Source organism: Thiorhodococcus fuscus, from assembly GCF_042682685.1.
GTDB classification, from domain to species: Bacteria; Pseudomonadota; Gammaproteobacteria; order Chromatiales; family Chromatiaceae; genus Imhoffiella; species Imhoffiella fuscus.
This window is the reverse complement of the sequence record NZ_JBHUHX010000040.1, coordinates 57,111-83,109: the sequence shown is the minus strand read 5'-3', so window position 1 is coordinate 83,109 and position 25,999 is coordinate 57,111. Positions and strand designations below refer to the sequence as shown.

General features: G+C 65.0%; 26 protein-coding genes. 20 read left to right on the top strand and 6 right to left on the bottom strand.

The genetic code is table 11. The annotated features are described in order from the left end of the window. Positions 1 to 32 precede the first annotated feature (32 nt). Entirely contained in the window at positions 33 to 1,097 is a 1,065-nt protein-coding gene (locus ACFSJC_RS14485) for an extracellular catalytic domain type 1 short-chain-length polyhydroxyalkanoate depolymerase (protein WP_386027722.1), read from the bottom strand. A 276-nt stretch (positions 1,098 to 1,373) separates the two neighbouring features. Between ACFSJC_RS14485 and moaA the strand changes: the two genes are divergently transcribed. The 3 genes from moaA (at position 1,374) to ACFSJC_RS14470 (ending at position 3,995) form a co-directional block, all read left to right on the top strand. Beyond that, positions 1,374 to 2,396: a GTP 3',8-cyclase MoaA gene (gene moaA, locus ACFSJC_RS14480; RefSeq protein ID WP_386027721.1), complete on the top strand. Its 1,023-nt coding sequence runs from the start codon at positions 1,374 to 1,376 to the stop codon at positions 2,394 to 2,396. A gap of 178 nt (positions 2,397 to 2,574) precedes the next feature. Beyond that, a complete protein-coding gene (folE, locus tag ACFSJC_RS14475; protein ID WP_386027719.1) occupies positions 2,575 to 3,213 on the top strand; it encodes a GTP cyclohydrolase I FolE in 639 nt (212 codons plus the stop codon). 155 nt (positions 3,214 to 3,368) lie between these two features. Further along, a complete protein-coding gene (locus ACFSJC_RS14470) occupies positions 3,369 to 3,995 on the top strand; it encodes a GGDEF domain-containing protein (RefSeq protein ID WP_386027718.1) in 627 nt (208 codons plus the stop codon). A gap of 90 nt (positions 3,996 to 4,085) precedes the next feature. Here ACFSJC_RS14470 and ilvC read toward each other — a convergent pair whose 3' ends face one another. The 4 genes from ilvC to ACFSJC_RS14450 all read right to left on the bottom strand — a co-directional run bounded on the left by ilvC (position 4,086) and on the right by ACFSJC_RS14450 (position 8,848). Then, on the bottom strand, positions 4,086 to 5,102 hold the full coding sequence (gene ilvC, locus ACFSJC_RS14465; protein ID WP_386027766.1) for a ketol-acid reductoisomerase: 1,017 nt from the start codon (positions 5,100 to 5,102) through the stop codon (positions 4,086 to 4,088). 121 nt (positions 5,103 to 5,223) lie between these two features. Beyond that, a complete protein-coding gene (gene ilvN, locus ACFSJC_RS14460; protein ID WP_386027716.1) occupies positions 5,224 to 5,715 on the bottom strand; it encodes an acetolactate synthase small subunit in 492 nt (163 codons plus the stop codon). Positions 5,716 to 5,752: 37 nt separating this feature from the next. Next, a complete protein-coding gene (locus tag ACFSJC_RS14455) occupies positions 5,753 to 7,534 on the bottom strand; it encodes an acetolactate synthase 3 large subunit (protein ID WP_386027715.1) in 1,782 nt (593 codons plus the stop codon). Positions 7,535 to 7,777: 243 nt separating this feature from the next. Next, complete coding sequence (locus ACFSJC_RS14450) at positions 7,778 to 8,848, bottom strand: PilZ domain-containing protein (protein WP_386027714.1); 1,071 nt, start codon at positions 8,846 to 8,848, stop codon at positions 7,778 to 7,780. A 219-nt stretch (positions 8,849 to 9,067) separates the two neighbouring features. Here ACFSJC_RS14450 and ACFSJC_RS14445 point away from each other — a divergent pair, with 219 nt between their 5' ends. Beyond that, complete coding sequence (locus ACFSJC_RS14445) at positions 9,068 to 10,801, top strand: proline--tRNA ligase (RefSeq protein WP_386027713.1); 1,734 nt, start codon at positions 9,068 to 9,070, stop codon at positions 10,799 to 10,801. Between the two features lie 144 nt (positions 10,802 to 10,945). Then, a complete protein-coding gene (gene fabA / locus ACFSJC_RS14440; RefSeq protein ID WP_386027711.1) occupies positions 10,946 to 11,461 on the top strand; it encodes a 3-hydroxyacyl-[acyl-carrier-protein] dehydratase FabA in 516 nt (171 codons plus the stop codon). A 93-nt stretch (positions 11,462 to 11,554) separates the two neighbouring features. Here the strand turns inward: fabA and ACFSJC_RS14435 are convergent, their stop codons facing one another. Beyond that, on the bottom strand, positions 11,555 to 12,370 hold the full coding sequence (locus ACFSJC_RS14435; protein ID WP_386027710.1) for a MipA/OmpV family protein: 816 nt from the start codon (positions 12,368 to 12,370) through the stop codon (positions 11,555 to 11,557). A gap of 298 nt (positions 12,371 to 12,668) precedes the next feature. Here ACFSJC_RS14435 and ACFSJC_RS14430 point away from each other — a divergent pair, with 298 nt between their 5' ends. From ACFSJC_RS14430 to ACFSJC_RS14360, 15 genes are all read left to right on the top strand, one after another. Then, the gene (locus ACFSJC_RS14430) at positions 12,669 to 13,634 is read left to right on the top strand and encodes a chorismate transformation FkbO/Hyg5 family protein (RefSeq protein ID WP_386027708.1); all 966 of its coding nucleotides are present in this window, start codon (positions 12,669 to 12,671) and stop codon (positions 13,632 to 13,634) included. Further along, positions 13,616 to 14,512: a class I SAM-dependent methyltransferase gene (locus ACFSJC_RS14425; protein ID WP_386027707.1), complete on the top strand. Its 897-nt coding sequence runs from the start codon at positions 13,616 to 13,618 to the stop codon at positions 14,510 to 14,512. Before ACFSJC_RS14430 ends, ACFSJC_RS14425 begins: the two co-directional genes overlap by 19 nt. A gap of 28 nt (positions 14,513 to 14,540) precedes the next feature. Then, the gene (locus tag ACFSJC_RS14420) at positions 14,541 to 14,810 is read left to right on the top strand and encodes a phosphopantetheine-binding protein (protein WP_386027705.1); all 270 of its coding nucleotides are present in this window, start codon (positions 14,541 to 14,543) and stop codon (positions 14,808 to 14,810) included. 14 nt (positions 14,811 to 14,824) lie between these two features. Beyond that, positions 14,825 to 16,153, top strand: coding sequence for an AMP-binding protein (locus ACFSJC_RS14415; RefSeq protein WP_386027704.1), 1,329 nt, complete (start codon positions 14,825 to 14,827; stop codon positions 16,151 to 16,153). Continuing rightward, positions 16,150 to 16,434, top strand: coding sequence for an ApeI family dehydratase (locus tag ACFSJC_RS14410; protein WP_386027703.1), 285 nt, complete (start codon positions 16,150 to 16,152; stop codon positions 16,432 to 16,434). The genes ACFSJC_RS14415 and ACFSJC_RS14410 overlap by 4 nt, the downstream gene beginning before the upstream one ends. Next, entirely contained in the window at positions 16,431 to 17,333 is a 903-nt protein-coding gene (locus tag ACFSJC_RS14405; RefSeq protein WP_386027702.1) for an LpxL/LpxP family acyltransferase, read from the top strand. Before ACFSJC_RS14410 ends, ACFSJC_RS14405 begins: the two co-directional genes overlap by 4 nt. Before the next feature lie 67 nt (positions 17,334 to 17,400). Then, positions 17,401 to 18,006 carry an outer membrane lipoprotein carrier protein LolA gene (locus ACFSJC_RS14400; RefSeq protein WP_386027701.1) on the top strand — a complete coding sequence of 202 codons (606 nt, stop codon included), beginning with the start codon at positions 17,401 to 17,403 and terminating at the stop codon, positions 18,004 to 18,006. Positions 18,007 to 18,121: 115 nt separating this feature from the next. Then, entirely contained in the window at positions 18,122 to 20,464 is a 2,343-nt protein-coding gene (locus tag ACFSJC_RS14395; RefSeq protein ID WP_386027699.1) for an MMPL family transporter, read from the top strand. Positions 20,465 to 20,531: 67 nt separating this feature from the next. Further along, entirely contained in the window at positions 20,532 to 21,722 is a 1,191-nt protein-coding gene (locus ACFSJC_RS14390) for a beta-ketoacyl-[acyl-carrier-protein] synthase family protein (RefSeq protein WP_386027765.1), read from the top strand. Further along, positions 21,719 to 22,555, top strand: a complete 837-nt coding sequence (locus ACFSJC_RS14385) for a beta-ketoacyl synthase chain length factor (protein WP_386027697.1) — start codon at positions 21,719 to 21,721, stop codon at positions 22,553 to 22,555. The genes ACFSJC_RS14390 and ACFSJC_RS14385 overlap by 4 nt, the downstream gene beginning before the upstream one ends. Continuing rightward, positions 22,549 to 22,986, top strand: a complete 438-nt coding sequence (locus ACFSJC_RS14380; protein WP_386027695.1) for a hotdog family protein — start codon at positions 22,549 to 22,551, stop codon at positions 22,984 to 22,986. The genes ACFSJC_RS14385 and ACFSJC_RS14380 overlap by 7 nt, the downstream gene beginning before the upstream one ends. After that, positions 22,983 to 23,702, top strand: coding sequence for a 3-oxoacyl-ACP reductase FabG (gene fabG, locus ACFSJC_RS14375; RefSeq protein ID WP_386027693.1), 720 nt, complete (start codon positions 22,983 to 22,985; stop codon positions 23,700 to 23,702). Before ACFSJC_RS14380 ends, fabG begins: the two co-directional genes overlap by 4 nt. Next, the gene (locus ACFSJC_RS14370; RefSeq protein WP_386027691.1) at positions 23,699 to 24,490 is read left to right on the top strand and encodes a glycosyltransferase family 2 protein; all 792 of its coding nucleotides are present in this window, start codon (positions 23,699 to 23,701) and stop codon (positions 24,488 to 24,490) included. Before fabG ends, ACFSJC_RS14370 begins: the two co-directional genes overlap by 4 nt. Continuing rightward, positions 24,490 to 25,167: a YdcF family protein gene (locus tag ACFSJC_RS14365; protein ID WP_386027763.1), complete on the top strand. Its 678-nt coding sequence runs from the start codon at positions 24,490 to 24,492 to the stop codon at positions 25,165 to 25,167. Before ACFSJC_RS14370 ends, ACFSJC_RS14365 begins: the two co-directional genes overlap by 1 nt. Positions 25,168 to 25,301: 134 nt before the next feature. After that, complete coding sequence (locus ACFSJC_RS14360; RefSeq protein ID WP_386027689.1) at positions 25,302 to 25,733, top strand: DNA polymerase III subunit chi; 432 nt, start codon at positions 25,302 to 25,304, stop codon at positions 25,731 to 25,733. The last annotated feature ends 266 nt before the right edge of the window (positions 25,734 to 25,999 follow it).

Sequence of the window (25,999 nt, the reverse complement as noted above, 5' to 3'; positions counted from 1 at the left end):
CTATTTGGCCTGAATCGACTCCCCGGCGCGGATCAGCCGCCCTTGGGGTGCTCAAGAAAGAATCGCAGGATCTCACGCGAGGCATCCGGCCCTTGCGGTTCGGTAAAGGCATGCAGGGCACTACCACCCGACCAACCATGTCCAGCTCCATGGATCGACCAGAACTCGGCGCAACGACGACCAGCAGGATCGGCGTAGACCCAGCGACTATACGCGTAGCCGTCAGGCACGCGCCCCTGCTCCGCCGGTCGTTCATCAGGGCCGCCGACGACGAAACCAGCCTGCGCGATCAGACGCGCGGCGTTGTTCGGATGCACCGTCGCGTCCGCGTCGCCCTGGAACAGAATCATGGGAACGGGCGCGCGTCCTAGCCCCAGGCTCGCATTCGCCGCCGGCGCACCCTGATGCATGACGACCAAGGCGGACATGAGATCGCGCGCCGCGCCATAGACCAACCCTGAATGAACGCCTGCGGCCGCGAAGAGCTCTGGATAGAGCGCGGCCAGAGTAGCCGCCATGGCCCCGCCGGCCGAAAAGCCCGCGACATAGACCCTGCGCCTATCGACCGGATGGCTGGAGAGGATCTGGCGAACCAGGCCGGCAATGATTCCGGGCTCCCCCTGATCGACCGATTGATTCGTCTCTTCGTACCAGCCCCAACAGCGATTGGCATTGGCCGCAACGGACTGCGCCGGGCATAGCAGATACACGCCCTGCTCCATCGCCAGCGCCTGCATTCGGGTCGATGCCACGAAATCATCGGGATCCTGCGTGCACCCATGGAGCATGAGCAACAGCGGACGTGGAGCATCCGCCCGAGGGCCGGGCGGAGGGACAAAAAACCGATAATCTCGCGCACCCGATGCGTTCGCGAAGGTCCCGGACGACCACCCCGGAGATTCGACCGATGCCGGCGCGTGCGCGTCCCGAACGACCTCGAATTCGCCATCGATCACTGAACCCGAAGCGGCGCCAGGCTCGGGAGCGGATGGACCCTTGCTCAGCGCGCGCCCAATGAGCGCCGCCGCCTCGGCAACCTGGCCGGCTCGTGTCAACCGAGTGGCCTCCTGCATCGCGGCCTTCCAGGAATCTTTCATGGGAACGCGTCCGATTGATACGGCGATCGCCCGCCGCCCGCCAGAAATCCCGAGCCCAAGCCCGAGGACGAAACGGCAGGCTAGAGCATGGCCTTCACCGGGTCAACGCGAGCCCCTGTCGACGCAGCGCAGAACCAACCGACCGAGCTGGACAAAACCACCATTTCCTCGGGTTGCCGCCGACCTCAAGTCCTGCGAGAGTAAACCGCTCTGAATGACACCGAATTAGAAGCACGATCGGCCATCCGAGCCGACGGGACGAGGAGCGCCGAGCACATGAACCCATCCACCCGAAAGACCATCGATGCGGGAAGCGCACTGACCGACCGCTTCGGCCGGCGCATTCACTACGTCCGTCTATCCATCACGGATCGATGCGATCTGCGTTGCGTCTACTGCATGTCCGAGGACATGAAATTCCTGCCGCGCAACCAACTGCTCACACTCGAAGAGATGGCGCGGCTCGGCCGCTGTTTCAGCGAACTCGGCGTCACCCGCATCCGCATTACCGGCGGCGAGCCCCTGGTCCGCCGCAACGCCATCTGGCTATTCGAGCGACTCGGCGAGATCCCGGGGATCCAGGACCTGGCGCTGACCACCAACGGAAGCCAGCTCCGCCAGCACGCCCCGGCGCTGAAGAACGCAGGCGTCAAACGCATCAACGTCAGCCTGGATTCGCTCAGGCCCGAGCGTTTCAGACGCATCACCCGACTCGGCGACATCGACAAGACACTGGACGGGATCCAGGCGGCCATCCGCTGCGGATTCGAGCGCGTCAAGCTCAACAGCGTCATCCTCAAGAACCGCAACCACGACGAGATTCTCGACCTCACCCGATTCGCCATCGATCAGGGCATCGACCTGAGCTTCATCGAGGAGATGCCCCTAGGCGTCATCGCCGATCATGACCGGGCCGAGGCCTACTATCCGAGCGACGCGATCCGCCGCGATCTGGAAGGGGCATTCGAGCTGCTGCCGACGACGGAAATCACCGGTGGCCCGTCCAAGTATTACCGCATCGCCGGAACCGAAACCCGGGTCGGCTTCATCTCGCCTCACAGCCATAATTTCTGCGGGGACTGCAATCGCGTCCGCGTGACCGCCGAGGGACGGCTTCTGCTCTGCCTGGGACAAGAGCACTCGGTCGACCTCCGACGCGCCCTACGGGCCAACCCCTGTGACGATGCGCCGGTCAAGCAGACCATCGTCTCCGCGATGGACCTGAAACCGCGCGGCCACGACTTCAACCTCTCCGGTCAACCCCTTGTGTTACGCCACATGAACGTCACCGGAGGATGAGCGAAAACCGCCCACCCAAACCCGATCTCATCCGACCAGCCTTGACGATTCGCAGCGCCGGGTCCGATTCCCTTTTGTGGAATTGCCCCAATTCTTGCATTCAAGCACTAAACGGAAGCCGTTCGCGGGACGGACAAGGCCGCCCCGTAGCGAGCGCAAAGGATATCGAGGCCATCGCATGTCAGAGAAGACCAAGCTGTCTCAGGTACTGGCACACAGCCATTACGCAACCAGTTTCGAACCCGAATCCAACGAGGAGGTTTACGACCCGCTGAAAGAGGATCTGATCCGGCGCATGCTCGTCGAAATCGGCGAGGACGCAGATCGCGAGGGACTGAAGCGCACCCCCTTGCGGGTCGCGAAGGCGCTGGACTTCCTGACCAGCGGCTACGGCCTGTCCGCCGAGGACATCATCAAGGGAGCCGTCTTCGCCGAAGACGTCAAACAGATGGTCGTAGTGCGGGATATCGAATTCTATTCCATGTGCGAGCACCACATGCTGCCCTTTTTCGGACACGCCCATGTCGGCTATCTGCCCAACGGCAAGGTCGTCGGACTGAGCAAGATCGCACGCGTGGTCGACGTCTTCGCCCGCCGACTACAGGTCCAGGAACGCCTGACCAATCAGGTCGCCGACGCCCTGATGGAGCATCTCGGAGCGCACGGCGTCGCGGTCGTCTTGGAGGCCAGCCACACCTGCATGATGATGCGCGGGGTACAGAAACAGCGCAGCACGACGGTCTCGAGCGCCATGCGAGGCGCCTTCGACGAGGATCCCCGCACCCGCGCCGAATTCATGTCCTTCATCAAGGCTTGATCCTTATCATCGACAGCACGTTTGCGAAAGGAAGAATCTCATTATCGTATCGGCTTTTTCATATACTCTGTTGGATACCCACCGATGCCACACGAGTTGGACCTGGGTCGACGCCGAACACATAACGACAAGCCGTCTACGATGATGAGGACAAGATGGTTGGACCGAATTCCCCCAATCCCGACAGCATGCAGGCCGAACGGCCCGATTCGGAACGCGGCAACCGCTCAACGAGGACACTGACCCCTCGCCGCACACTCAACGCCAGCGATTACGATCTACAGACAGGTCTCATCAACCGCAAGGCCTTTCTCGATCGCTTGACCGACGCCGTCAGGTATCACCGCAGCCATCGCGGCTCGTTCGCACTGCTCCTGCTGAGAATGGACGATCTTGAGTCCATCTCGGAGCGTTACGGCAACGGGATCGCGGAGCAGGTCATCGGCAAGTACGCCGAACAGCTCCGCACCGGAGTACGCAGTACCGACACGGTCGCGCGGATCGGAGAGGATCAGTTCGCCGTCATTCTGGAAGGAATCATGGAGCCGTCGAAGGCCCAGGGTGTCGCAGACCGGCTCGCCAAGCGCCTCGCCAAACCCATCATGGCCAAGGGGGCCCTGCTGCAGGTCTTGAGCGACATGGGGTATGCGCTCTATCCGCAAGAGGGCATTGAGGCCAAGGCGATCTTCGAGCGCGCCGACCAGGCCACGCAGGACTCACGCGGCAACCGCACGCCCAACACCCAGATGCGGCCCGCCCGACGCCTCACGAGCGTCGCCTGAGCCTTACCTCCTCCTGAAAACGCGAATGGCCGCGCAAGGCGGCCATCCAGATGCGCGGAGCGCCGGTCAGGGCCGGCGCAACCGGTGCGATCAGTTGCGGGTCTTGTCGACCAGCTTCTTCTCGCGAATCCAGGGCATCATCTCGCGCAGACGCTCACCGACCTCTTCGATCTGGTGCTCGGCACCGAGGCGACGCATGGCCTTCATGGAGGATGCGCCAGCCTGGTTCTCGAGGATGAACTCCTTGGCGAACTGACCGTTCTGGATCTCGCCCAGGATGCGCTTCATCTCGGCCTTGGTCTCGCCGGTGATGACGCGCGGACCGCGGGTCAGGTCGCCATACTCGGCGGTGTTGGAGATGGAGTAGCGCATGTTGGCGATGCCGCCCTCGTAGATGAGGTCGACGATCAGCTTCACCTCGTGCAGACACTCGAAGTAGGCCATCTCGGGCGCGTAGCCGGCCTCGACCAGGGTCTCGAAACCGGCCTGGATCAGAGAGGTCAGACCGCCGCAGAGCACGACCTGCTCGCCGAAGAGGTCGGTCTCGCACTCCTCGCGGAAGCTGGTCTCGATGATGCCGGCACGGCCGCCGCCATTGGCGGAGGCATAAGCCATGGCGATGTCGCGCGCCTGGCCGGTGGCGTCCTGATAGACGGCGATCAGGCTCGGCACGCCGCCGCCCTGAGTGTAGGTGGAGCGCACCAGATGGCCGGGACCCTTGGGGGCGACCATAATGACGTCCAGGTCCTCGCGCGGGGCGATCTGGCCGTAATGGATGTTGAAGCCGTGAGCGAAGGCCAGGGCGGCACCCTGCTTGATGTGCGGAGCCACCTGATCGCGGTACAGGGCCGCCTGATGCTCGTCGGGGGCCAGGATCATGACCACGTCGGCCTCGGCGACCGCCTCCTCGATCGACTTGACGGTCAGACCGGCGTTGCTCGCCTTGACTGCGGACGCGGAACCAGGACGCAGACCGACCGTGACGGAGACGCCGGAGTCCTTGAGGTTGTTGGCATGGGCGTGGCCCTGCGAGCCGTAACCGATGATGGTCACCTTCTTCCCTTGGATCAGGGAGAGATCGGCGTCTTTGTCGTAATACACGTTAATGGTCATTTGCTGGATCCCATTGGAATGAAACGATCCGCATGCATCGATGCCAGAGGCCCCTATGCCCGTGGACATACCACGGGACCGGGCCGGATCTTTGCGTCTGCGGACGATGGATATGTTAGAGGACGAGTCCCTTCTCGCCCCGCGCGATGCCGGTCGGCCCGGAGCGGACGACCTCGATGATCGCCCCGCCGGGAAGCGCATCGATGAAGGCATCGAGTTTCCTGGAGGCACCGGTCAGCTCGATCACGTAGCTGGTATCCGTCACATCAATGATCTTGGCGCGGAAGATGTCGGTAAGGCGCTTGAGCTCCTCGCGATCGTCGCGTTCGGCGCGCACCTTGACCATCATCATCTCGCGCTCGATGTGGGGCCCCTCGGACAGGTCGAGCAGTTTCACCGTATCGATCAGCTTGTTCAACTGCTTCTTGATCTGCTCGACGATCTCGTCGTTCCCGGTCGTCACCAGCGTCATGCGGGACAGGGTGGGGTCGTCGGTGGGCGCGACGGTCAGAGATTCGATGTTGTAGCCACGGGCCGAGAAGAGCCCGGCGACGCGCGAGAGCGCACCGGCTTCGTTCTCAAGCAACACGGCAATGATGTGTCTCATTGGCTCAGTCTCGTATTCGGTCTATGTGAGGATGACGTCAGGCCAACTCGCGGTCGGACAGGCCGGGCGACAACTGCATCTCGTGATGGCCCTTGCCCGCGACGATCATGGGATAGACGTTCTCCGTCGGATCGACCAAGACATCCATGAACACGAAACGATCCTTCATGGCGAAGGCATCGCGCATGGCGCCCTCGAGATCGCCCGGGCGCTCGACCCGCATCCCGACATGACCGAAGCTCTCGGCAAGCTTCACGAAATCCGGCAGGGCGTCGACGTAGGACTGGGAATAGCGGCTCTCGTAGAAGAGCTCCTGCCACTGACGGACCATGCCCATGTAGCCGTTGTTGAGCAGCAGCACCTTGATCGGCAGCGAATACTGCAGACAGGTCGCGAGTTCCTGGATGCACATGAGAATGCTGGCATCGCCCGAAATACAGGCGACCTGCGCCTCAGGATGGGCGAGTTGGGCCCCGATCGCTGCCGGCAACCCGAACCCCATGGTGCCCAGACCGCCGGAATTGATCCAGCGACGCGGTTCGCCGAAGGGATAGAACTGGGCCGCGAACATCTGGTGCTGACCCACGTCGGAGGCCAGATAGAGTTCGCCCTGAGTCACCTTGTAAAGTGTCTCGACCGCGAACTGCGGCTTGATGGCCGCCGCCGCGTCCTGATCGTAACGGAGACATTCGACACGCCGCCATTCGGCGATCTTGGCCCACCAGTCGGCGAGCTGGGACGCCCTCTGACTGGAGGCTTGCTCCTGATACAGGCGCAACATATCGGCCAACACGCTCGCCACCTGCCCCACGATGGGCACGTCCACCTTGACGTTCTTGGAGATCGACGAGGGATCCACGTCGACGTGGACGATCTTTGCATGCGGGCAGAAATGCTCGATCTTGCCGGTCACCCGATCGTCGAAGCGCGCACCGACGGCGATCAGCACATCGGTCTCGTGCATCGCCATGTTGGCCTCATAGGTGCCGTGCATGCCGAGCATACCGAGGAACTGCGTATCCGTTCCCGGCACGGCCCCGAGCCCCATGAGCGTACTGGTGATGGGGAATCCGGTCGCCTGGACCAACGCTCTCAGCTCGGCCGAGCCCTCTCCGAGCACCACGCCACCGCCGGTATAGAAGATCGGCCGCTTGGCCGCGAGCATGAGATCCACCGCCCGCCTGATCTGCCCAAGATGTCCGCGCTCGACCGGACTATAGGAGCGCAGCTTGACGTCCTTGGGGTAGGCGTAGGGCACCTTGACGTTGGGATCCGTCACATCCTTGGGGATATCGACCACCACCGGCCCCGGACGCCCCGTGGTCGCGATATAAAAGGCCTTGCGGATGGTCGAGGCCAGATCGCGCACATCCTTCACCAGGAAGTTGTGCTTCACGCAGGGACGCGTGATGCCGACCGTATCGACCTCCTGAAACGCATCGCTGCCGATGAAGGGCGTCGGCACCTGACCGGTGAGCACCACCATGGGCACGGAATCCATATAGGCGGTCGCAATGCCGGTGACGGCATTGGTGGCGCCAGGACCCGAGGTAACCAGACACACGCCACACTTACCGGTCGAGCGCGCGTAGCCGTCGGCCGCATGCGCCGCCGCCTGCTCGTGCCTCACGAGGATATGCTTGACCCCGCCCTTGTTGAACAGGGCGTCATAGATGTGCAGAACCGAGCCGCCCGGGTAGCCGAAGACGTATTCGACACCTTCGTCCAGCAGCGCCTGGACGACGATCTCTCCCCCGCTCAATTCGATGCCAGCCGCCGTCACATCCGCCCCATCTGGTTCCGCTCCAGTCAGTGCCACCTTTCGCGACCTCCGATCAGCCTCCTCCCCGGCGACGTCTTCGGCCCACACCCCCGGCACACCACGAGCGGCCCGGCCGGCGATCGGCGAGGCCCGCAAGAGGACGAAGGAGGAGCCGGTTTTTCCGGTCGAGGAGGAGTTTGGAAAAACGTTGAAAAAGAGTCCGAACTTACCGCGATCGCAACCGAGGGTCAAGCAGCGCCAAGCGACCGACGCACGTCCAGGTCCATGGAGACCCGTGATTCAGGTGACCCGCCCCCCTTTCAGGATCGCGCTACGTTCGGAAGACTTCCCGTAGGAAAGATCGTGCACGTCCTGAAGCATCTCCAGCTCGGCCCAGGCATCGGGCGGCCAACCGCCGGGCAATCCCTGATCCCCCAAGGTCAAATCCCGAAACAGGGACTCGAACATCTCGACATCGCCCCAGCCGACGATGAGCCGATTCAACGCCTCAGGAAAGTCGGCCTCAAGGACGCTCAGGGCATTACTTCCCGGCAAGAAGCGCGCTCGGTCCGCAACCGTCGGGCGCGCGAAAGGTGTCGCCCTCAGCCAGTCCGGCGCAGCCTCCGACGCCAGGGCGCTTTCGCGCTCCGCAGGAAGCTGTTCGAGCAACATCTTGACGCTAGCCCTGAGCGCCTTGATCGGGTGTTCGAAACCAAGCATCAAGGTATAGAGTTCGGCCCACTCGAAACCTTTGGCGTGAGATTTTTCCACATGGATCACGCGCGCCCGAAGCCGGATGCCAGGCAGATTTTTGGCCCCGACGATCGAGAGACTGATGCTCTGATTGGGCTCGTAGGCATCGAACACGGTCAGCGAATGCTGCCCCTTGGCAATCTGTTTGAGCATGCTGCGCAGGTTGTCGGCATCGTTCACCTCGACCTCGAGTTCGCGGACGAGCGCGCTCGTATCCGACGCATCGGCCGAATGACGACCGTTGCGCAGCAACTTGAGCAGCTTCACCAAACGCGACTGGCTGCGGGGAGAGAGACTGACGAACCGAACCGCGACCTCATAGTGGCGACCGTCGTCGAGCGGCTTGGCGCGTAGCATCCGCCCCTCGATCGCGATGCTATCGCCCTGCTTCCAGGGATAAACGAGTCGTATATTACCCGCCACCTTGGGAAGAGGCCCTGGGATCCGCAGCAAGGCCCCACCCCAGGAAATATCCTCGTTCACTCCAGTGATCGAGCCCTCCTCCCCTGGAAGCGTGACCTTGACCGGGATCCGCACCTCGATTCGCGCCTGCGTGCGCCGATCTGGGGCGATCTCTCCCGACTCCGAATGGTTCATAGTGCGAATACTCTGTTGCATGATGGCGTGGTGTCCTTATCCAAATGCCTCATCACGTTTCGACCGGTGCGTGTATCTTAACCGCACCCCTCAATTTCAAGCCTTTTTCCTAAAAGGTCGCTTCAGGTCGAACCCGCCGATTCGACCCGAGCGTCAAAGGGACCGACAGTGGTCCGAAAGTTGTGTCCATCTGCGTTGAACAATAGACTCTCGCGTTTTCCCCGATCGACTGCCGTCGCCATGCGCACCTCTCAGTTTCCTCTACAGACCATCAAAGAAACCCCTGCGGACGCCGAAATCGCCAGCCACCGGCTGATGCTGCGAGCCGGCATGATCCGCAAGCTCGCGGCCGGGCTCTACACCTGGCTGCCCCTGGGCCTGCGTGTCCTGCGCAAGATCGAGCGCATCGTGCGCGAAGAGATGGACCGGGCAGGCGGGCTCGAGGTCGCCATGCCAGCGGTTCAACCCGCTGAATTGTGGCAGGAATCCGGACGCTGGGAGAAATATGGCCCAGAGCTGTTGCGCCTGCGCGACCGCCACCAGCGCGAGTTCTGCTTCGGCCCGACGCACGAAGAGATCATCACCGATCTGGCGCGCAATGAATTGAGAAGTTACAAGCAACTTCCGGTCAACTTCTATCAGATCCAGACCAAGTTCCGCGACGAGATCCGACCACGCTTCGGCGTCATGCGCGCGCGCGAGTTCCTCATGAAGGACGCCTACTCCTTCCATCTGGACGAGACGTCCCTGTCCGAAACCTACCGCCAGATGCACGAAACCTACTGCCGCATCTTCAGCCGCTGCGGACTCGATTTCCGCCCGGTGCAGGCGGACACGGGCAGCATCGGCGGCAACGCCTCGCACGAATTCCATGTGCTCGCGGCCTCGGGCGAGGACGCCATCGCCTTCTCGACCGAAAGCGATTATGCGGCCAACGTCGAACTGGCCGAGGCCATGGCCCTGGCGCACGCCCTACCCCCAGCACGCGAAGAGGCGCGCCTGGTCGACACGCCCAAGGCCAGAACCATCGCCGATCTGGTCGAGCAATTCCAACAGCCGATCGAGCACACGGTCAAGACGCTGGTGGTCGCGGCTTCCGAGGCCATCGATGCCGATCTGGTCGCGCTCCTGGTGCGCGGCGACCACGAACTCAACCCCATCAAGGCCGAAAAGCTACCCCAAGTCGCCTCGCCACTGCGCATGGCCACCGAGGAGGAGATCCGTGCCGCGATCGGAGCCGGTCCAGGCTCGCTCGGGCCCAAGGACCTGACCATTCCCTGCATCGTCGACCGCACCGTCGCCGTCACCGCCGACTTCAGCGCCGGAGCCAACCAGGACGGCAAGCACTGGTTCGGCCTCAATTGGGGACGCGATCTGCCATTGCCCGAAATCGCCGATCTGCGCAACGTCGTCGAGGGCGACCCCAGCCCCGACGGCAAGGGAACCCTGACCATCGCGCGCGGCATCGAGGTGGGACACATCTTCCAACTCGGTCGCACATACAGCGAGGCACTGAAGACTACGGTACTGGGCGAGGACGGCAAGGCCACCACCCTGACCATGGGCTGCTACGGCATCGGCGTCTCGCGTGTCGTCGCCGCCGCCATCGAACAGCATCACGACGAGCGCGGTATCTGCTGGCCCGCCCCGATCGCCCCCTTCGAGGTTGCGCTGCTGCCGATGAAGCTCGGCAAATCCTATCGGGTGCGCGAGGCGACCGAGCAGCTCTACGCCGATCTCCAGGCGGCCGGAATCGAGGTACTCCTCGACGACCGCGATGCGCGCCCGGGCTTCATGTTCGCGGATATGGAGCTCATCGGCATCCCGCACCGGATCGTCGTCGGAGACAAGGGACTGGACGATGGCGTCATCGAATACAAGGGCCGCACCGATGCCGAGATGCAGCTCATCCCCATCGCCGAGATCGTAGACGTCCTCAAGGAACGCCTGAAGGCCGAGTGCGACGCCTCCTAGACGAGATACGCCCGCGCGGAGCATCAGCATTCCGCGCGGGCGAAACCGGGAATTCGAGACGAATCACCTACGACCCGTCAGCGATTCCGCTACGAAAGGGCACGGACAGCCAGACGCCAACCACCTGAACAATACAAGGATCACATGAACAAAGAAGCTTCATTCGATCGCGATCAACTCCTGGCCTGTGGCCACGGCGAGATGTTCGGCCCAGGCAATGCCCAATTGCCAACCCCGAACATGCTGATGATGGACCGCGTCGTGCGCATCGCGAATTTCGGCGGCGCCAACGGCAAGGGCGAAATCATCGCCGAACTCGACGTCCGCCCCGACCTCTGGTTCTTCGAGTGCCACTTCCCCGGCGACCCCGTGATGCCCGGCTGCCTGGGTCTCGACGCGCTCTGGCAGATGGTCGGCTTCTATTTGGGCTGGATCGGCAACCCAGGACATGGGCGCGCGCTCGGCGTCGGCGAGGTCAAGTTCACCGGCCAGGTGCTTCCGACCGCCAAGAAGGTCACCTATCACGTCGACATGAAACGGGTCATCAGCCGCAAGCTGGTGCTCGGCATCGGCGACGGTGTCGTCCAGGTCGACGGGCGCACCATCTACACCACCAAGGACCTGCGCGTCGGACTCTTCACCTCCACCGACGGCTTCTGATCCAGCCCCCGTAGCCCGGATGGAGCGCAGCGCCATCCGGGAAGGCCGAAGACGGGCAGACACGATCCAAGAGCGGCGCTTTTGGACGAAGACTCACCAATCCAGCCCTCCCGTCTCGACCGTCCGGTCCGACCTGAACAGAAACCAGCTCACCAGAAAACCGAAGGTCACGCCACTGTCGCGCTGGACCAGCGGGCTGTCGGCGAAGACGGCCCCATCGACCGAGTCGTACATGGCATAGACATTGACCAGAAAATCCTTGTGACGGTGGTAGAGGGTCCCGATCATACGCACGCCGCCATAACCGCCGTCAGGATCGTAGGCCGCGCGCGCGGACGTCGCGTCCCGACTGGAGACACGGTAGAAATAGTCGTGATGGCTCTCGGTCCCGAACAGGGGACCGCCCGACAGACGCACCCGCCAGCGCTGTCCGATCAGGTCCAGATCCTGTCGATAGGTGAGATGGGGATAGGCGGTATAACCGATGTGCTGGAGCCCGTCCCCCACGGCGAAGGCCGCGCGAACCGGCAGGTTGAGACTCAACGACCGATTCCGATCCTCGCGATCCCATAGCAGATAGCGAAACATGGGGCCGATCTGAAAGGTCGGGTCCAGGTCGTCCATACCGCGACGCGCTGGATCGTCGCTGCTCGATGCCGGGACGGTCCCGTCCAGACTCACATCCAGCTTGATGCGCTCGGACTCGAAGAAGAGCCCACGGATGCCGTTCTCGTCCGACTTGAGCACCTCGCCGCGATAATAGGGCAGGACGAAGGGATAGACGTAGCCATTGGACTGGCCCGCGCCGCGATAGTCGGGCAAGGTCAGCGCGCCGCCACCGAGCGCGACCTCCCACAGCGGCTCGCGCGCGGCCTGGACGACACCCGAACCGAGCAGCAGCAGAACCAAAAGCCCCCTTTCGACCGTCCTCCCGGAGCCATACCGGGGGACTCGAACGCTCCGCCTCACCTTCCGAACGACCTCGGCCAACACGCGCATTCCATCCCCCCGGACAACAGCCGCATCCAAAAAACCAATCGCCGATTACCTTGATGCGAATCAGCGCTATGCGTAGACTCCCGCCCACCCCGTCAGGCGGCCTGAGCGCGATGACGGACGACTCGAAAGGAACCTGTCGAACTCACTCAGAACAGACCGCGATCATGCCGACGACAGCTCCAGCCCCAAGGCCGCGACGCCGCACCAGATGATACTGTCATATGGGACGGCGGACAGTGTCGAACCCCCTTCGCTCGACGCGCACACATTCGCCCGAATTGGCTTCGGCCGCCGACACCTGCGCTCGGAGGATCCGCGCGCGCTGACCGTCGGCCTCGCCCCGCTGGGGCCGAACCAACCGTTCGAGCACTGGGGCGTCGAGCGCATTGAGGATCTCGGCTGGGAGGGCGGCATGGGCTTCGTGGAGGGCGAGGACCTGATGCTGGTCCATCGTCTGATCGAGGACACCGACCGCGACGCACTCGCCGCAACGACCGAGACGCTCTATGGAGAGATGCTCGAACTGACGGCTCGACGCGGCTATCCGCATCCGCTGCGCATCTGGAACCTCGTCGACTCGATCCACGACCCGGCCGACGGACAGGAGGGCTACCGAGCGTTCAGCGCCGGTCGGGCCAACGCCTTCGACCATGCCGGATTCGGGGTCGAACGCATCCCGGCCGCGAGCGCCATCGGCGCCCATTGCGAAGGACTCCTGGTCTACGGGCTGTTCGCACGCTCGCCGGGGACGGCGGTCGAGAACCCTCGCCAGGTCCCGGCCTATCGCTATCCACCGGAGTACGGCATCCGACCGCCCTATTTCGCGCGCGCCATGCAGGGCACCGGCGGCCTGTTGGACACGTTTTTCATCTCGGGCACGGCGAGCGTCGTGGGACACGCCTCGAACCACCCGGATCAGCCCGAAGCGCAACTGACCGAGACGCTGCGCAATCTGGAGACGCTGATCGAAGCGGCCGGAGCGCCCGGAGGATGTCGCCCGAATCTGCTCCGCGTCTATGTCCGCGCCCCGCACGACATCGACAGGATCGAACCGCCCCTGCGCCGCTGGTGCGGACCGGCGACCAGGATCCAGTATCTGCGCGGCGATATCTGTCGGCGCGATCTCGCGATCGAGATCGAGGGCGTGCTTCAGCCATGCGACGCACCGAGCTGAACCGTCGAGCATCCCCGGACAGACCGCACATCACCTCCGGGCTCGACCGAACCGACTTCCACGCGGTGCGCCCCCATGCGCCGCCTGCGTCCGCCAAGCAAAGAGCCATCGCCATGACTCGCACCAAGACGCCATCCGCCGAGCTCCCGCCCCACCCGGTCTTGGACGAACACTACGCCAGCCGCGAACAGCGCGTTCCCTATATTCGCCAGCTCTTCGACCAGACCGCGCCGAGCTACGACCGCATCAACCGCTGGATGAGCCTCGGAACCGGCGAGCGTTACCGGCTGCAGGCACTGCGTCGCGCCGGCATTCGGGCCGGAGACCGGGTCCTCGACATCGCGACCGGCACCGGGGTCCTGGCGCGACATGCCTCGGAACTGGTCGGCCCCGAGGGCACGGTCATCGCCATCGACCCCAGCCTGCCCATGCTCCAGCAGGCGGGCAAACGGGGCGTCGAGCACCGCACCTGCGGTATCGCCGAATCGCTGCCGCTCGACGACGCCTCGGTGGACCTCATCTCCATGGGCTACGCGCTACGCCATGTCTGCGATCTGAGGGTGGCCTTCGACGAGTATCTTCGCGTGCTCAAGCCGGGCGGCCGGCTCCTGCTGCTGGAGATGGTGCCGCCCGATTCGCCGCTGGGCTACCGCATGACCCGCTTCTACCTCAAGCATCTGGTGCCTTCGCTGGCGGTCCTGGTGACAGGTCGCACGGATGCGCGACGCCTGATGCAATACTATTGGGATACGGTCGATCGGTGCGTTTCTCCCAGAACCATCGAGACCGCACTGAAGGCATCGGGATTCTCCGCCGTTAAGCGATCGGTCCTCCATGCCATCATGAACGAATACACAGCGGTTAAACCGGGACTCTGACTCGGATTACGCCCTTAAGGAAGTCGATTTGGAAACGCTTGCACCACTCGAACAAGAAGTCGCTCAACTGATCATCGAGACCCTACATCTCGATGGCATGCAGGTCTCGGAGATCTCCCCCACCGCCCCCTTGTTCGGCGACGGCCTGGGGCTGGACTCGATCGATGCCCTGGAACTCTCGCTGGCCGTCACCCAGACATACGGCATCACCATCAGCTCCCAGGATCCGAACGTCCGCTCCATCTTCGCCTCGCTACGCGATCTCTGCGCCCACATCGCGGCCAACCGCGCGCATTAGTGAGGAATCCTCGCGTGAATGCGCTCATGCCCGCTCACCGGCGGGAAGGACCGATCGCCTGGCGAGAGGGCAGAACCGTTTCGCGCGAGACATTCCTCTCCCAGGTCGCACTGATCGCGGAGCGACTGCCGCCGGCGACGCACCTCATCAACCTCTGCGAGGACCGCTATCGCTTCATGCTGTCGCTGTGCGCGGCCCTGGCGCGCGACATCCCAACACTGTTGCCGCCCAACCGGCTCGACGCCACCGTTCATGGAATCGCCAAGCGCTATCCGGGCTGTGTAACGCTCTCGGACGGCGCGGCCACGAACCCGAGCCTGCCGCATCACCCGATCCAGGAGCCAGACCCCGTCGATCTGAAACCGGCTCGCGCCCCCGAACTGTCCGATCGAGCGGACGCCATCATCGCCTTCACCTCCGGCAGCACCGGCACGCCCCAGCCGCACGCCAAGCGCTGGAGCGACCAGATGCGCTGCTCGCTGCGCGCAGCCGAACGCTTCGGCATCGGGCCCGAGACCCGCATCGTCGCCACCGTGCCGCCGCAGCACATGTACGGCCTGGAACTCTCGGTCTTCATCCCGCTGGCGACCGGCGCCTCCGCCCATGCAGGGCGCCCCTTCTTCCCCGATGACGTCCGTCGCGCCCTCGCCGAAACCGGCCGTCCGCGCATCCTGGTGACCACGCCCGTCCATCTGCGCGCCTGTCTCAAGGCCGGGCTGGAATGGCCTGAGATCGACCATGTCATCTCGGCCACCGCCCCGCTCGACACCGACCTGGCGCAATCGGTCGAGTCGACATTCTCGACCCAGGTCAGCGAGGTCTACGGCTGCACCGAGACCGGGTCCATCGCCAGCCGCCGCACCGTCGCCGGCCCCGTCTGGCATTGGTACGACGGCGTCCGCGCCACCGCGCTGGACGCCGAGCGGACTCAGGTCGAGGCCGACTTCCTGCCCGGCAGCATCCCGCTCAACGACCGGCTGGAGCTGATCGACGAGACCCATTTCCGACTCCTGGGCCGAGGCAGCGACATGGTCAATATCGGCGGCAAACGCGCCTCGCTCGCCGACCTCAACCGCACGCTGAACGCCGTTCCAGGCGTGCACGAGGGCGTGATCCTGGTCCCGGACGAGCGAGATCCATCGCCCGGCCGTCTCGCCGCCATCCTGGTCGCGCCCGGACTCGATCGCGCCGAACTCGTCGCCCGGCTGCGCGAACAGATCGACCCGGTCTTCATCCCGCGCCCCATCCTCTTCGTCGATGCCTTGCCGCGCAACGAGGTCGGCAAGACGCCGCACCAATGGCTGCTCGCACTCCTGAAATCCGAGGAGGGGCGGAAGACATGACACGCACGACCCGATTCAGCGTCCCGGCGGATCACCCGGCGCTGGCCGGACACTTCCCGGGTAACCCCATGGTTCCGGGCTCGGTGATCCTCGAACGCATCCTCGCCCTCTGCCCGACCGGCTCCAGCCGTCTCGATTTCATCAAATTCCAGCGTCCGCTGATCCCGGGACGCGAGGCAGAGGTCGAATTCGGTCCGGCGCGCGACGGACGCGCGCTGGATTTCCGCTGTCTCCAGAACGGCCGGAGCATCTGTGCCGGACGTCTGACCATCGCACCATGAGTCTGCAATGGACCGCCCAGCGCGAGCGCGGATCGCGCGCATCGCTGCGGCTGATCCGCTGGATCGGGCTGCGTCTGGGACGCCCGGTGGCGCGGGCCTTCCTCTACCCCATCACGCTCTATTTCCTCATCAAGGCCAGACCGCAGCGCATCGCCTCGCGGCTCTATCTGACCCGCGCGCTCGGCCGAACGGCGAACCTGCTCGACGTCGCCCGTCACATCCACTGTTTCGCGGCGACCATCCTCGACCGGGTGTTTCTGCTCTCGGGCCGCGAGGACCTGCTCGATATCCGGCTGCACAACCCCGAATGCGTCCTGGAACGCATCGACGCGGGACAGGGATTCCTGCTGCTCGGCTCGCATCTCGGCAGCTTCGAGGTGGTGCGCGCCCTGGCCATCGGACGCCGCAACCTGCCGCTCAAGGTGCTCATGGTTCCCGAGCACAATCAGGTCATCACCGAAATCCTGCACGCGCTCAATCCGCAGGCCGCCACGACCATCATCCCGCTCGGCACCCCGGAAAGTCTGCTGCAGGTCAAGGAGAGCCTGGACCTGGGCTGCATGGTGGGCCTGCTCGGCGACCGATCCAGATCGGACGAAGACACCCTGACCTACCCCTTCATGGGCCGACCGGCAGGCATTCCGACCGGCCCCATGACGCTCGCGGCCGCGACCCGCGCACCCGTCGTGCTCTTCTTCGGGCTCTATCGCGGCGGCAACCGTTACGACGTCATCTTCGAACCCCTCACCGAAGCGGTCGCCCCGGAGCGCGGTCAGCGCGCCCAGGCCGTGGAGCGATGGACCCAGCGCTATGCCGAGCGGCTCGAACACCATGCCCGGCAGGCGCCCTACAATTGGTTCAATTTCTATGACTTCTGGGATGAAACCGGATCGGCTTGAGAGCCAGCCTCTATCCAGCCAAGCGCCTTGGTTTGAACCCCGAGCCGGCCGCCAGCGCAAACGTCTCTTGACTGCGCTCACCATGGCCGCCATCGCGCTCCTGCCATGCACGGCAGACCTGATCGCCGCGCCGACCGACCTGGAGACTCGGATGCGCTCGCTCGCCCAGGTGATCCAGGTCGAGGCCGAGTATCGGGAGGCGGTCGAACTCTCGCTGCTCGAACAGCCGCTCGAATCGCGCGGTCATCTCAGCTACCAAGCCCCCGACCGTTTGACCAAGACCAGCGACCGAGGCGATGCCGTCCATATCGACGGGGATCGCATCGAGCTGATCGAAGGGGGCAGGAAAACCCAATTCATGATTTCGGATCATGCCGCGCTCGCCAATGTCGTGCTGGCACTGAGGGCGACCTTCGCCGGCGATCTGGAACGGCTGCGCAGCCTCTTTCAACTTGACTACCAACCCCGCGCCGACGGCTGGACGCTCGCGCTCACCCCGCGCGAGCGCGGTATCGGCAACATCGTTCAAACGATCCGCATCGAGGGGGCCGATAACCGGATCGATCGGTTGGAGATCCTGGAGGGCAACGGCGATCGACGCAGCATGCGACTAAGCGATCAGCACCTGTTAGCGTGCCCCGGGCCGGATAAGGACTGCCGGAGAACGCAGTGAACGCCCCAAAGGCCATCCAATGGCAAAGGACGCCGAACACTTCAATCCGTTGCCCAGGTTGCGGAGCGCTCTCGAAGGCGACGCAGACCTCTCGGCCGGCTTGATGGCACCCCGCATGCGCCTCCCGCGAACCGGCCCTCTGCTCGGCGTCTGGCTACTCTGCCTGCTGCTCCTGACGCTCTGGAACCTGAACCAGACGACCCTGCATCGCGACCTCTCCATGTTGCTGCCGCGCACGGCGACGCTCCAGGAGCGTCTGCTGCTGAACCAGTTGCGCGAGGGGATCGCCGCCCGAACCCTGCTGATCGCGCTCCAGGGCGATCTGGATCCCGAGCGTCTGGCGGATGCCAGCCGGGCACTGAGCGCCACACTCGATGCAAGCGGGCGCTTTCGTCGTGTCGCCAACGGTTCGGAGACCTTCGAGGCGGACGCTCTGGCACCGACGCTCGCGCACCGCTACCTGATCGGTCCGCGAGGACCCTGTCAGATAAATCTCGACACGAAGGGTCTGCGCGGCGCGCTCGAACGGCGCCTGGATGAGCTGGCCGGTCCAATGCCGCCGATCGACACATCGCTCATCGCCCGGGACCCGACCGGCTGCTTTCGCGCCTGGCTGCTCGACCTGAAACCGCCCACCAGACCACACCAGCAGCACGGCATCTGGGTCTCGGGAGACGGTCGCGAGGCACTGCTGCTGGCCGAGACGCGCGCCCAGGCATCGGACCTGGCGGCTCAGGCCGAGGCTGTCGCGGCCGTTCGCGCCGGATTCGCCGCGCTCGCCGACACCGCGCGGCTGCGCCTGACGATCAGCGGGCCGGGCTATTTCGCGGTCGGATCACAGGAGACCATCCAGACCCAGACGACCTGGCTCAGCGCCGCCGCGTCACTGGTGGTTGCGACCCTGCTGTTCGCCGCCTTCCGCTCGCCGCGACTGGTGCTGATCGGCGCATTGCCGCTGGCGACCGGCATCCTGATCGGCACCACTGCCGTCGTCCTGGCCTTCGGCTCCATCCACGGCATCACCCTGGCACTCGGCGTAACCCTCATGGGTGTGGCGATGGACTACCCGGTGCACATCTTCGTGCACGCCGAGCGCCGAGAGGATCGGATCGAGGGCCTGAGCGAGATCGGTCCGAACCTGCTGATCGCGGTCGTCACCACGGTCTGCGGATACGCCGCCCTGGCATTGGCCGAATTCGAGGGACTGGCTCAGTTGGGGGTGCTCGCCGGAGCCGGATTGGCCAGCGCAGCCGCCTGCTCCAGATTCCTGCTCCCGGTCCTGCTCCCGGAGCCTTACCGTTGGACGGCGCCCAGCGCCCTGCCCGGCCTGCTCGACCGTCTCCCGACGCTCGACAGCCGCCCCGCCCGTCTCATCACGCTCGGTCTGACCGGACTCCTGGCCGCACTGCTGGCGCTGCATCCCGATCCCTGGAGCAGCGATCTCTCGCGTCTCAGCACGGTCCCCAGATCCGAGATCGCCCTGGACCAGCGTCTGCGCACCGAACTGGGCGCACCCGAGGTGGCGCAGATTCTCTTCATCGTCGGCACGAATCCCGAACAGGTGCTGCAACGCATCGAGTCATCGAGCGCCGAGCTGAATCGACTGGTCGACGCCGGCCTCATCGCCGGCTTCGACACACCCACACGGATCCTGCCCAGCCAGACCGCCCAGCGCGCCCGTCAATCCGAGCTACCGAGCCGGGACCAGCTGCAACGGCGACTCGATCAGGCCGTCGCCGGACTGCCATTTCGCACCGGCGCCTTCACGCCCTTTCTGGACGACCTGGATCTGGCGCGCGCCCAGACGCCACTGACATCCGATGATCTGAAAGGAACGCCCATCGGCGAACGACTGGAGACGCTCCTCCAGCCCTTCGACGATGCGTGGGTGGGACTCATCCCGCTGATCGGTGCCGATCACCCGGCTGCCATCGCCGCGCTCCAGTCGCTCGATCCCGCCAACGGACTGCGGTATCTCGACCTGCGCGAAACCAGCGCCGGACTGATCGACCGTTTCATCCGGGAAACGCTGAACAGTCTGACGCTCGCCGCCGCGCTCATCGGCGTACTCATCTGGCTGGGCGTCCGCCGTCAGGGGCGCACACTGAGGGTGATCCTGCCCATCGCCCTGACCCTCGTCCTCGACTACGGCCTGCTGCTGGCCATCGAAGGCGCGATCAATCTCTTCCATCTGGTGTCGCTGCTGCTGGTGCTCGGGCTCAGCATCGATTACAGCCTCTTTCTCAGCCGCCGATGCGCGGATCCGGCCGAATCCGCGCGGGCCGCCTTCGCCGTCGCCCTCTCGGCGCTATCGAGCCTGCTCATGTTCGGTCTGCTCGCCCTGTCCAGCATCCCGGTGCTGCATGCCATCGGTCTCACCACCGCGCTCGGCATCGGCTTGGCGCTGCCGGCCACCTTTCTGCTCGCGCGCCCTCGGCGGCCGACTCTGAGCGGTTGAGGCACGAGCACAAACTGCTATGATGCGGCCCGAACGTGTTTGTCTTTCCGTGCCGAGTCAGATGTCTATCGAGCCCCTCAGCGTCACCGCCTTCACACTCGTCAACGCACTGGGACTCGGATGCTCGGCCTCGCTGCAGGCACTGCGCGAGGAGCGTTCGGGCCTGACGCGCTGCGATCTCCCCGACATCGCGCTCGACACCTGGATCGGACGCGTCCCCGACCTCGAATCGGCCCCATTGCCGGACGCACTCCAGGCGTTCGACTGCCGCAACAACCGGCTCGCCCACCTGACGCTGCAACAGGACGGATTCGACCGAGAGGTCGAGCGTGTCCGCGCGGGCTACGGACCCGAGCGCATCGGTCTCTTTCTCGGCACCAGCACCTCGGGCCTGGAACATACGGAGGCGGCCTATCGCCGTCGCGCCCTTTCCGGCAGCCAGGACCTGGGCGACGATCTGCGCTTCGACCGGACCCACAGCAACTTCTCGCTCGGCGCCTTCTGCCGCGCCCGACTGGGGATCAGCGGCCCGACCCAGGTCGTCTCGACCGCCTGCTCGTCGAGCGCCAAGGTCTTCGCAGCCGCCGGCCGTCATCTGCTGTCGGGACTCTGCGATGCCGCCATCGTCGGCGGCGCCGACACGCTCTGCTCCACCACGCTCCACGGATTCGCCTCGCTGGAGCTGCTCTCGCCTCGGCCCTGCCAGCCCTGGGGGCGCGACCGGCGCGGCATCTCGCTCGGCGAGGGCGCCGGATTCGTGCTGCTCGAACGCCTCCCGCCCAGCCCGAACCGACCGGCGCTGCTCGGCTACGGTGAGAGCAGCGACGCGCACCACATCTCGTCGCCCCATCCGAACGGATTGGGCGCCGCGCTGGCGATGCGTGCCGCACTCGATCGTGCCGGTCTCCCCCCCGAGGCGATCGACTATCTCAACCTGCACGCGACCGGAACCCCGGCCAACGACCGCGCCGAGGATCGGGCCATCGCCCAATGCTTCACCCGCCCGCCGCGCGCCAGCGGCACCAAGGGCTGGACGGGACACACGCTGGGTGCCGCCGGGGTGACCGAGGCGGTCATCTGTCTGCTGGCGCTGGAACGGGGCTTCCTGCCCGCGAACCTCAATCGCGGCGCCAGAGATCCGGATCTAGCCCTGGACGTCCTGGAAACGGGCCTCGAATTCAGACCCCAGGTCCTCATGACCAACGCGTTCGGCTTCGGAGGCACCAACGCCTCGCTCGTCTTGGGGTATCCGCGATGATCCCGCCGCTCCTGATCCGATCGATCGGCGTCATCGCACCCGGTCTGACCGACTGGCCCACGACGGCGGCCATCCTGCGCGGCGAGATCCAGTACCGGCCGGCCCCGCTGCCGCCGCTCGCGCCCCTGCTGCTGCCGCCCAACGAACGCCGCCGCGCGACCCCTCCGACCCGTCTGGCGATGGAGGCGGCACGACAGGCGATCGAGCAGGTCGAGGCGAATCTCGCCCATCTGCCCAGCGTCTTCGCCTCCTCGGATGGCGACCTGAGCCTGATCGACCGGCTCTGTCAGGGAATCGCACAGCAACCGGTCGCGCTTTCGCCGACCCTATTCCACAACTCGGTGCACAACGCAGCGGCCGGATACTGGTCGATCGGCAGCGGCTGCATGTCCCCATCGACCAGCCTGGCTGCGGGCGACGCCACGCTGTCCGCCGGGCTTCTGGAGTGCGCCACCCAGCTCGCGACCGAGTGCGACGAGATACTGCTGGTGGCCTACGACCTTCCCGGACCGCCGACGTTCGACGTCCATCGGCATTTCGAAACGCCGTTCGCCTGCGCCTTGCTGCTCGCACGGGACCGGGGCCAGACCGCGCTGGCGCGCATGGCGCTCGATCCAATACGCGCCCCCCAGGGCCAGGAAGAGAACGAAACGCGTGCACGCCCTCCGGCACTGGAGTCGATGCGCGCGGGAAATCCGGCCGCCCGCGTTCTGCCGCTGCTACAGGCCATCGCCCAGCAACGCGCGGGCACGGTGCGGCTGCCCTATCTCGACGGTGCCGCTCTGTCTGTCGCCCTTGGATTTCAACCCATGCCGAGTGAAGCGCCATGCTGAGCGACACGCTGCGCGCACTCATCCCGCACGCGGGCGACATGTGTCTCATCGACGAGGTGCTGTCCTGGGACGCCGATGGACTGATCGCTCGAACGCACTCGCACCGACGAACCGACAACCCGCTGCGAACCGATGGGGTCGTTGCGGTAGCCCATGTCATCGAATATGCCGGACAGGCCTGCGCGTTGCACGGAGGGCTTCGGGCACGCGCGCGGGGAGCCCCGCCGAGTCCAGCTCTATTGGTCGCAGCATCCCAGGTCGAGCTACCGTCCAATCCGCTCTCGGATCTGGCCGACACGCTGGAGATCCGGGTGACGCGGCTTCAGGGATCGGATCAAGACGCCATCTATCGCTTCGAAATACAGGACGGCGAGCGGCGACTGTCCAGCGGTCGCCTCACCGTCATGGCGCAACGCCAGGAGACAGCATGAAACGGGCGCTGGTCACGGGCGCAACCGGCGAGATCGGGTCCCGCATCGCGCGCCGACTGGCCGCCGAAGGGCTCAGGGTCCATGTCCACACCCATCGCCGGATGGAGCGTGCAGAGGCATTGGTCGAGGAAATCGCAACCGCTGGCGGCAACGCATCGGTCGTGAGCTTCGACGTCACCGACCCGGAGGACAGCAAGCGTGCGCTGGACCGCCTGTTGAGCGAGGGCCCGATCCAGGTCCTGGTCAACAATGCGGGCATCCATCGCGACGCCCCCATGGCCGGGATGGACTTCATGCAGTGGAAGGCCGTCGTCGACGTCTCGCTCAGCGGCTTCTTCAACGTCACCCAGCCGCTGCTGCTGCCCATGATAGGCACCCGCTGGGGACGCATCGTCAACATCTCGTCCATCTCCGGGGTGCTCGGCAACCAGGGCCAGACCAACTATGCCGCCGCCAAGGCCGGTCTGCACGGCGCCACCAAATCGCTCGCGCGCGAGCTGGCCAAGCGCGGGATCACGGTCAACGCCATCGCGCCAGGCATCATCGACAGCGAATCGACCCGAGCGCTCTTCGACCGGGCCGCCATCGAGCGACTGGTGCCCATGCGCCGCGCTGGGCGTCCCGAGGAGGTCGCCGATCTGGTCGCCTATCTGGTTTGCGGCGACTCGGGCTATCTATCGGGCCAGATCATCAGTCTCGATGGAGCCATGACATGAGCCGCATATGGGTGGTGATGCCGGCCTTCAACGAGGCCGCGAGCATCCGCGAGATCTGTCTGCGGGTGCTGGAGCAACCGATAGAACGGCTGGTCGTGGTCGACGACGGTTCGACCGACGGCACTGCCGCCGCCATCGCCGACCTGCCGCTCGTCCGTTTGATCAACCCGACCAACCAGGGCAAGGGCGCCAGCCTGCTGCGCGGAATGCGGCGCGCCAGGGCGGCCGGTGCCAGCCACATCGTCAGCATCGACGCCGATGGACAGCATCGGCCCGAGGACATCCCACGCCTCACCGCCCGAGCGCAGGAGTACCCGGAGCGCATCCTGATCGCGGCGCGTCTGAGGCGTCGCGAGCAGGCGCCACCGCTGCGCCGCTTCGCCAATGCATTCGCCGACTTCTGGATCTCCTGGGCCTGCGGACAGGCCATCCGCGACACCCAGTCGGGATTCCGGCTCTATCCGGGTCCGCTCATCGACCGACTCGCCACCATCCCACGCACGGACGCCGGATTCGCCTTCGAGAGCGAGATCCTGATCGACGCCGCTCGCCAAGGCTATTCCACCTTCGCCATCCCCATCGAAACCCTCTACCATCCGAACGCCCGTCCCAGCCATTACCGCGCCTTCAAGGACACGGCGAGCATCGTTCGCATGGTTGCCGCCAAGCTGGCGCGCCGCAGCTTCTATCCGCTCGGTCTCTGGCGATCGCTCATGCGCCTGCCTCCGCCACAGCCGCGCCAGGAGCTGCAACCACTTGAAGAGCAGCGCGAGGGCGGTTCACCGTGATGCTCAATCCGCGACAGCCCGACTGGGACGGACTCTTCACCATGACACTGACCGTCGCCGTCGTCCTTGCGACCTTCGGACTCGCCTATCTCTACTGGCTGAAACGCGTGATCGAAACCGCCCGAGCAGTCAACGCCTCACGAACCGAATACGGCGGCTGGCTGGTGGTGCCGGGCAAGCGCCTGATCGAGGATCGACCCGACGCCGATTTCCGCCAACGGCTCGATCGCGCAGCAACCCTCGCGCGCCCACCTTTCGCCGGACGACTGGCCATCCTCGGGGGCAGGACGGCACATGCCAACCTCAGCGAGGCACAAGCCGGGGCCGACTATCTGGAACTCAGAGGGATGAATCAGGACCTCTCATTGATTCTGGAAGGTCAATCGCGCAATACGCTCACCAACCTGCGCAATCTGCGCGAGCTGGCCAACCGGGAAAACGACCGTCAGGCACGCTTCCTGATCGTCTCGAGCCGCTACCACCTGGCCCGGGTCGGACTCATGGCCGCCAGCCTGGGGCTTCGCCATCGTCTGGAACCGGCCGAGCCGCGACTGAGCCATCGACCAGCGACCCTCCTCCAACTGGCGCGCGAGAGCTTCCTCTGTCTCTGGTTCATGGTCGGCAAGGGATGGGCGGCCATAACCCGCAACCAGCGCATGCTGGCGCGCGTGACATGATGGGGGGAAGCTTCCAGCCTCCAGCAGTGGCTAGATATGAGCCGCATCCGCAGCTGTGAAGTCTGGCTGGAAGCTGGTCGCTGGAGGCTGGAAGCTCCCCCTTGAGCAATCCTCACGACCCACGAGCGACGTCCATGCCCCAGATCGATTTCTACAGCCTGAAACCCACCAGCCGAGGCGACCGTTTCCAGGTCGCCTGCCGGCTGGCGGAACGCATCCGCGCCCAGAATCTGCGCCTGCTCATCCACTGCCCTGACCGCGATGAGGCGCGCCATCTCGACCGGCTGCTCTGGACCTATCGCGAGGACAGCTTCCTGCCGCACGGATTGGCCGGCAAGGTCGATCAGGAACTGACCCCCATTCTGATCGCCGAGGACGGACGGCCCGAGACGGAGACCCAGGTACTGCTCAACCTGGGCCGAGAGGTGCCGGGGTTCTTCACGCGCTTCGATCGGGTCTGCGATCTGGTCGATCTGGATCCCACACTGCGCGCCGCCGGCCGCGAGCGATTCAGGTACTACCGCGACCAGGGGCATCCGCTGAGACATCATCAGATTCAGCTCTAGCGTGCGAGCCGACGCCCGGACACCAATCGACCGGAAGGTCGCACGCTGTCTTTCCAAGAACGTCGATACCAAGCCAAACCGAAGGAAGAAGCCCCGCCTCGGGTAGGGCACAATAGGCCGTCTTCAGCGGGTGGCTGTGCCGCATTCGCTGGCGATACATTCCATAGAACGGCCGTCGTTCGGCCCTGGAGCGGCCGTATTGCGCCGTATGCGAGCACCGGGGGAGATCGAAGTCTTGTAGTTACCCGCCATGCGGCGCAATACGC

Excerpts from the sequence above, each read along its gene's own strand:
- ACFSJC_RS14485 (WP_386027722.1), bottom strand. The coding sequence starts at position 1,097 with ATGAAAGATTCCTGGAAGGCCGCGATGCAGGAGGCCACTCGGTTGACA.
- moaA (WP_386027721.1), top strand. The coding sequence starts at position 1,374 with ATGAACCCATCCACCCGAAAGACCATCGATGCGGGAAGCGCACTGACC.
- folE (WP_386027719.1), top strand. The coding sequence starts at position 2,575 with ATGTCAGAGAAGACCAAGCTGTCTCAGGTACTGGCACACAGCCATTAC.
- ACFSJC_RS14470 (WP_386027718.1), top strand. The coding sequence starts at position 3,369 with ATGGTTGGACCGAATTCCCCCAATCCCGACAGCATGCAGGCCGAACGG.
- ilvN (WP_386027716.1), bottom strand. The coding sequence starts at position 5,715 with ATGAGACACATCATTGCCGTGTTGCTTGAGAACGAAGCCGGTGCGCTC.
- ACFSJC_RS14450 (WP_386027714.1), bottom strand. The coding sequence starts at position 8,848 with ATGCAACAGAGTATTCGCACTATGAACCATTCGGAGTCGGGAGAGATC.
- ACFSJC_RS14445 (WP_386027713.1), top strand. The coding sequence starts at position 9,068 with ATGCGCACCTCTCAGTTTCCTCTACAGACCATCAAAGAAACCCCTGCG.
- fabA (WP_386027711.1), top strand. The coding sequence starts at position 10,946 with ATGAACAAAGAAGCTTCATTCGATCGCGATCAACTCCTGGCCTGTGGC.
- ACFSJC_RS14430 (WP_386027708.1), top strand. The coding sequence starts at position 12,669 with ATGATACTGTCATATGGGACGGCGGACAGTGTCGAACCCCCTTCGCTC.
- ACFSJC_RS14425 (WP_386027707.1), top strand. The coding sequence starts at position 13,616 with ATGCGACGCACCGAGCTGAACCGTCGAGCATCCCCGGACAGACCGCAC.
- ACFSJC_RS14410 (WP_386027703.1), top strand. The coding sequence starts at position 16,150 with ATGACACGCACGACCCGATTCAGCGTCCCGGCGGATCACCCGGCGCTG.
- ACFSJC_RS14405 (WP_386027702.1), top strand. The coding sequence starts at position 16,431 with ATGAGTCTGCAATGGACCGCCCAGCGCGAGCGCGGATCGCGCGCATCG.
- ACFSJC_RS14395 (WP_386027699.1), top strand. The coding sequence starts at position 18,122 with ATGCGCCTCCCGCGAACCGGCCCTCTGCTCGGCGTCTGGCTACTCTGC.
- ACFSJC_RS14385 (WP_386027697.1), top strand. The coding sequence starts at position 21,719 with ATGATCCCGCCGCTCCTGATCCGATCGATCGGCGTCATCGCACCCGGT.
- ACFSJC_RS14380 (WP_386027695.1), top strand. The coding sequence starts at position 22,549 with ATGCTGAGCGACACGCTGCGCGCACTCATCCCGCACGCGGGCGACATG.
- fabG (WP_386027693.1), top strand. The coding sequence starts at position 22,983 with ATGAAACGGGCGCTGGTCACGGGCGCAACCGGCGAGATCGGGTCCCGC.
- ACFSJC_RS14370 (WP_386027691.1), top strand. The coding sequence starts at position 23,699 with ATGAGCCGCATATGGGTGGTGATGCCGGCCTTCAACGAGGCCGCGAGC.
- ACFSJC_RS14365 (WP_386027763.1), top strand. The coding sequence starts at position 24,490 with ATGCTCAATCCGCGACAGCCCGACTGGGACGGACTCTTCACCATGACA.
- ACFSJC_RS14360 (WP_386027689.1), top strand. The coding sequence starts at position 25,302 with ATGCCCCAGATCGATTTCTACAGCCTGAAACCCACCAGCCGAGGCGAC.